The 6095-nt window shown below is 46.3% G+C and carries 6 protein-coding genes; 1 reads left to right on the forward strand and 5 read right to left on the reverse strand.

The genetic code is table 11. The annotated features are described in order from the left end of the window. From B7Y67_RS09480 to B7Y67_RS09500, 5 genes are all read right to left on the reverse strand, one after another. Nucleotides 1–553 (reverse strand): tRNA-dihydrouridine synthase (locus B7Y67_RS09480; RefSeq protein WP_293598432.1); only part of this gene is annotated, 553 nt, incomplete at its 3' end. A gap of 148 nt (nt 554–701) precedes the next feature. Further along, nucleotides 702–1871, reverse strand: a complete 1170-nt coding sequence (locus tag B7Y67_RS09485; protein WP_293598433.1) for an FAD-dependent monooxygenase — start codon at nt 1869–1871, stop codon at nt 702–704. 10 nt (nt 1872–1881) lie between these two features. Next, nucleotides 1882–3261: an aminopeptidase P N-terminal domain-containing protein gene (locus tag B7Y67_RS09490; RefSeq protein WP_293598434.1), complete on the reverse strand. Its 1380-nt coding sequence runs from the start codon at nt 3259–3261 to the stop codon at nt 1882–1884. Then, complete coding sequence (gene murU, locus B7Y67_RS09495) at nt 3245–3961, reverse strand: N-acetylmuramate alpha-1-phosphate uridylyltransferase MurU (protein WP_293598435.1); 717 nt, start codon at nt 3959–3961, stop codon at nt 3245–3247. The genes B7Y67_RS09490 and murU overlap by 17 nt, the downstream gene beginning before the upstream one ends. A 12-nt stretch (nt 3962–3973) precedes the next feature. Next, a complete protein-coding gene (locus B7Y67_RS09500; protein ID WP_293598436.1) occupies nt 3974–4975 on the reverse strand; it encodes a phosphotransferase in 1002 nt (333 codons plus the stop codon). 32 nt (nt 4976–5007) lie between these two features. Between B7Y67_RS09500 and B7Y67_RS09505 the strand changes: the two genes are divergently transcribed. Then, a partial coding sequence (locus tag B7Y67_RS09505; protein ID WP_367227277.1) for an LPS-assembly protein LptD occupies nt 5008–6095 on the forward strand: 1088 nt, incomplete at its 3' end.

The following is a 6095-nucleotide window of genomic DNA, read 5'->3' on the forward strand; positions in this document are numbered from 1 at the left end:
CACCGTGATAAAGGTCGGCTTTTGTACGACCATGTACAGTCAACATAGAGATGCCAGATTTTTCAGCCAGACGTGCAATATCAATCGCATTTTTATGTTCACGATCCCAGCCTGTCCGAATCTTTAAGGTCACAGGAACCGCATCAGGACCTACGCCCACTGCCTGTACTACGGCTTCCAAAATTTGCTGCACCAAAGGCTCGTCTCTTAACAGTGCAGAACCAGCTGCAACATTGCATACCTTTTTAGCTGGGCAACCCATATTGATATCAATGATCTGGGCACCATGATCGACATTGAGTCTGGCTGCTGCCGCCATCATCTTAGGGTCGGCACCAGCGATTTGGACTGCAATTGGCTTAAATTCCCCTTGGTGATTAGCGCGACGCTGGGTTTTTTCACTTTTCCACAGCAAAGCATTGGAGGCAATCATTTCGGACACGGCATAGCCAGCACCAAGCTTTTTACAGAGCTGGCGAAAAGGGCGATCCGTTACCCCTGCCATTGGGGCAACAAATAATCTATTCGCGAGAAGGTGTGGGCCGATCTTCATGGGGTGGGCTGAATTCTGGAGGGCTTCTAGTGCTTGGGAAAGGGTGTCACTTTAGCACAACTCAGCATAAATCTGCCTAAAAAATAGGCAGATTCCATGATTTAGATCAAATGATGAATGCTTGTATTTTGGAGGCTATTTAAGCCTCTTAGCGCCTGCCAAACATCATCTGCCGGGCTAAGGCTGTTTTAAGTGGCGGGAACCACTGGAGGGCCGATAAAGCCAACCCACGGCCGATCACAATGGGAAATAGGTTGGAGGTGAAGATTCTGGCCATGAAGTCGGTCAAACCAATAGTGGCGGATCGATCGATCTTACGGCTTAGAGCATAGTCCTGCAATGTTGCCTCAATGGCCGTTACAGTTTTTTGATCTTCAGATTTGGAGAAGAGGATGCTGAGTTTTTCGGCCAAGAGATAGGCATCCCTTAATCCAAGGTTAAGGCCTTGTCCTGCAACGGGATGCAAAGTTTGGGCGGCATTACCAATCCAAACCTCATTGCCCTGAGTAATTTCTTTGCGGTAGTTGAGGCCTAGATCATAAAGACGACGATCTTGGATTTTGAGGAACTGACCAATACGCGAACCAAACTCGGCTTGCAAGCTCTTTAGAAAATCAGCATCACTTAAAGCAAGACGTGCTTGTGAAGAGCTTGGCGTTCCACACCAAACCAGATTCAGAATATTGCGACCATAGTGACTCGGCAGAACTGCTAAAGGCCCTTCGGAAGTAAAGCGTTCCCATGCTTGATGGGGCGCTGCATCCTCAACCTCGACTAAGCCAATTAAAGCGGACTGCTCATAGTCTCTGCCGGACTCAACCCAATCTTGGGTTTTAAATAAACCGCCTTCAGCATGCACTACGCATTTGGCTAGAATATGTGAAGTATCGGTATCGGTACCTTTATTGCTGTTGATGTGCTCCCAAACAAAATTGGGACCCTTTGTTTGAATGACTCTTAAAGCCTGACGCAGTGTGAGATGAATATCTCGATAACGAACGATATGACCTAGAGCATCTTGCCCAAGCTCTTCGCGAGTCATCAGAGCGCGGCCAAAACGACCTGCTTGTGAGACATGAACTCGATGAATGTCCGCACACTCTGTAGGCCATGCCTTAATGGTGTCGAGCAAGAGTTTGCTACCGTGCGATAAGGCTATACCTCTGCTATCGGCAGCAGCTAAATCTGCATCATTCATAGGGTTGCGATCGAGCAAGACAATCTTAGCTTCTGGAAATTTTTGCAAGCACCATGCTGCGCAGGCTAGACCAACTGGTCCACCACCTTGAATCAAAATATCTAAGCTCTTTGCTGACATGCTTCGTAACTTAATTATTCTTCATCAGTGCTTCAATCTCATCGGCTTTGACTGGTACGCCGCGAGAAATCAATTCACATCCTGAGTCATTCACTACTGCATCATCTTCAATGCGGATGCCAATATTCCAGAAGCGTTCATCGACATCATCTGCTGGGCGAACGTATAGGCCTGGCTCAATGGTGAGGACCATGCCAGATTTAAGAATACGCCATGGTTTTTCAGCGGAATCTGTTGATGTGTTCAGTGGTTCGCGATACGAGCCGACATCGTGAACATCCATACCCAACCAGTGCGAGGTACGGTGCATATAGAAGCGACGATAGGCGCCAGCCTCAATTGCATTGTCTAAAGAACCTACTTCTGCAAGCTTGAGAAGCTTCTCATCAATCAGGCCTTGAGTGAGTACCTTTAACGCTGCCTCATGTGGCTGCATAAATGTATTTCCAGGTTTGGTTGCTGCAATTGCTGCCTCTTGTGATGCTAGTGTGATGTCATACAGCGTACGTTGCGGCCCTGTGAACCTGCCATTTACTGGAAATGTACGGGTGATATCTGAAGCGTAGCCATCCAGCTCGCAGCCCGCGTCAATCAGACAGAGTTCACCACTACGTAGCTCTGCATCACCAGCACGGTAATGCAGAATGCAGGAGTTGGCACCACCAGCAACAATGCTGTTGTATGCAACGCTTTGCGCACCGCTATAGCGGAATTCATGAAGAAGCTCAGCTTCGAGATGATATTCACGCATTCCAGGTTTGCAGGTTTGCATGGCACGAATGTGGGCACGTGCAGATATTTGGGCAGCGCGGCGCATGATATCGATTTCATGAGTATCTTTAAAGAGACGCATTTCATGAATCAAACTCTCTACATCATGAAACTCAGATGGTGGGTTAACTCCAGCACGTGCCTGAGACCGTACTTGTTTCATCCAATGACGTAAGCGACGATCTGTTTCAGCGCTTTCTGAAAGACGAATGTAGACCGCATCTTGATCTGCTAATAACTCACCCAATTTTTTATCTAGCTCAAGATTGCTGTAGGCATACTCCACGCCCAAGATTGAGGGTGCAGCTTCTGGCCCTAAACGAATGCCATCCCAAATCTCACGCTCTGCATCTTTGGGTCTGCAAAAGAGATGTGATTCCAGTTGTGCTTGTGATGTTGATCCAGCAATCTTTAATACGAGTGTTGCACCTGGCTCTTCAAAACCAGTGAGGTAGAAAAAATCGCTGTCGTGACGATAAGGAAACTCGCTATCGCGATTGCGTACAGCCTCAGGTGCTGTAGTGATGATGGCAATGCCACCGCTAGTTTTGGCGCAGATCAGCTTTGCGAGTTCAACCCGGCGTTGTTGGTAAATAGTGGATTTATTCATGCGCTGCATTGAGCTCTTGTAATCGTTGAGGTGTACCTACATCGTGCCACGGACCGGCATATTTTTCACCAGACACTCGATTTTTGGCCATAGCCTCCCTGAGGAGTGGGGCTAATTTAGTAGGTACATCCAACTCTACATCTTTAAAGAGGTCTCGATGGTAGATGCCGATACCGGAAAAAGTTAGTTTTTCGGCATCGGCCAGAGATTCGGAGGCCACTTGGGAGCCTTTGAGATAAAAGTCCCCCTCGAGGTGTTGAACTGGATTGGGAACCATCAAAAGATGTGCCAAAGGTTGATTTGGCATGCTTCGTAAACTGGAAATTTGTTCCAAAAGCTGCGCAATCGGTAGATTTGGGCTAAAAACATCCCCATTAATCACCAAGAAATAATCGCTGGGGTTCAGCAAGGGGAGTGCTTTACAAATGCCACCTGCTGTTTCTAAGGCGATAGTTTCTGGAGAGTAGGCAATATTCAAATTAAATTGACTGCCATTTCCTAGGGCTTGCTCAATCTTATTGCCAAGCCAAGCATGATTAATCACCACATTCTCAATGCCTGCCGCACTGAGTGCCTCTAAATGCCAGGCGAGTAAGGATTTGTTTTTAATGGTGAGGAGTGGTTTAGGCAGCTCATCAGTTAGTGGACGCATGCGTTCGCCTCGACCTGCGGCCAGTAAAAAGCAAGGAACGAGATTGCGCTTATTCATGATTGATGATGACTAATTCTGTTTGGAGCGTGTCGATTCCAAAATACGTGCCAAGGGCTTTAATTCAATATAGCGATTTGCGGTTGCAATCGCGTACTCGAGTACCAATGGAATATCTTTGAGATAGCCATCTTTACCATCGCGATGAAATAGCCTTGCAAAAATCCCCAAAATTTTGAGGTGTCGCTGTAAGCCCATCCACTCGAAGTCACGATAGAACTGACCAAAATCATCTGGCATTGGCAATCCTGCTTTGCGGCCAGCTTCCCAAAATTTAATGACCCAATCTATCACGCGTTCTTCGGGCCATGCAATGTATGCATCACGCCAGAGTGAGGCAGCATCGTAAGTAATCGGGCCATAAACTGCATCTTGAAAATCGATAACACCGGGATTATTTTTTTCGGTCACCATCAGATTGCGTGAGTGATAGTCTCGATGAACGTAGACTTTTGCTTGAGCAAGATTATTTTGAATAATGAGTTCGAATGCTTGCTTCATTTGAGAGATTTGAAGTTCAGTTAACTCCATCTGCAAATGCTTTCCTAAATACCACTCAGGAAATAAATCAAGCTCACGTTGTAGAAGTGCTTCATCATAGTTTGGCAGGACATCAGGTTTGCTCGCTAACTGCATTTGTACTAAAGCATGTGTCGCATCTTTGTATAGATGATCCGCACTCTGAGAATTGAGCTCTGCAAGGAAAGTTTTAGTGCCAAGATCGTTGAGTAAAAGAAAGCCCTCGACGACATTTTTTTCTAGAATTTTCGGGACATTTAAACCGGCATTTTCAAGCAATAAATCGACCTTAATAAAGGCATCTAAGGGTTCATGTTGGGGTGGGGCATCCATCACGATCAAAGTCGGAAAATCCGGGTTTTTGGACTCAATCCGGAAATACCGTCGAAAGCTGGCATCTGCCGAGGCGGGGGCTAAAGTGGGGAGATCTAATTGCCAGCTAGGTTCAAGGCCTTTTAGCCAGTTACGGAGGGTGTCTAAGCGAGAGTCAGTCATGGTCGATTCGTATAATAGCGGGGTCTGGATCTATGAGTCATTATCGCCGTCGCGCTGGCCTTTGTGCCCCTCTTTTTTTATCTGTCACCCTACGCGTAATGATGGGGGTTGCATTGTCGCAATTTGCCCACTTAAGTATGGCTCAGGCACCTGCACCTTTACCTCCTTCATCACAGTCATTAGGTAGCTCTGCTAACTCCGTATTAATCCCCGATCGTGGCGATGTCACTGTCTTAAAGTTGGATGATCAATTACGGGTTGGTAAGCCTATCGCTGATGGTAATGCATTGACGTTTACTTCCAGTGATTCGATTGATGGAATTGTCGATCGTGAAATGCGCTTAAAGGGACGTGCGCAAATTCGACGTAACGGTGCAGTGATCAAAGCCGATGAAATTAAATATGATCCTGATTCTGATGTAGCTAACTTATTGGGCAATACTGAATTTTCAAAAGGTAACACATCTTTCAAAGGACCAAAGGCGCGTTTTCGGGTAGATGCTCGTGATGGTGAAATGGAATCTCCGAATTACGAATTGCGTGATAACAGAGCAAGTGGCAATGCAAAAAAATTAACGATTGAAACTTCAGATGTATTTGTGTTTGATAAGGCAACTTATACAACTTGCACCCCAGAAAACTTAGATTGGTATTTCACGGCTAGTACGCTTGAGATTGATAACGAGCAAAAAGAAATGGTTGGTACAAACGGTGTTATGCGATTCTTTGATGTACCCATTGCTTATGTTCCTTACTTCACTGCACCAACATCAAATCAACGCCGTTCCGGAATTCTGGCACCGGTAGCTGGTTATAACTCCAATAATGGTATTGATGTGACGACGCCCTACTACGTCAATATTGCGCCTAATCGTGACTTGCTATTGTTGCCTCGAGTAATGGGCCAACGTGGAGTGCAATTGGGCGCTAAGTATCAGTTTTTGGATAAGCAGTACTCTGGCAACTTAATGGGTGACTATCTGCCTTACGATCGCAAAACTGGCACGGATCGTTGGCGCTATGACTGGCAGCAAAGACAGAACTTTAGTGGTGATTTATTGGGTATGGGTGGTGTCCCCAGTGCTGGTGCTTGGACTGGTTATGCCAATGTGGCGCGGGT

The organism is Polynucleobacter sp. 35-46-11 (assembly GCF_002281105.1).

Excerpts from the sequence above, each read along its gene's own strand:
- B7Y67_RS09500 (WP_293598436.1), bottom strand. The coding sequence starts at position 4,975 with ATGACTGACTCTCGCTTAGACACCCTCCGTAACTGGCTAAAAGGCCTT.
- B7Y67_RS09490 (WP_293598434.1), bottom strand. The coding sequence starts at position 3,261 with ATGCAGCGCATGAATAAATCCACTATTTACCAACAACGCCGGGTTGAA.
- B7Y67_RS09485 (WP_293598433.1), bottom strand. The coding sequence starts at position 1,871 with ATGTCAGCAAAGAGCTTAGATATTTTGATTCAAGGTGGTGGACCAGTT.
- murU (WP_293598435.1), bottom strand. The coding sequence starts at position 3,961 with ATGAATAAGCGCAATCTCGTTCCTTGCTTTTTACTGGCCGCAGGTCGA.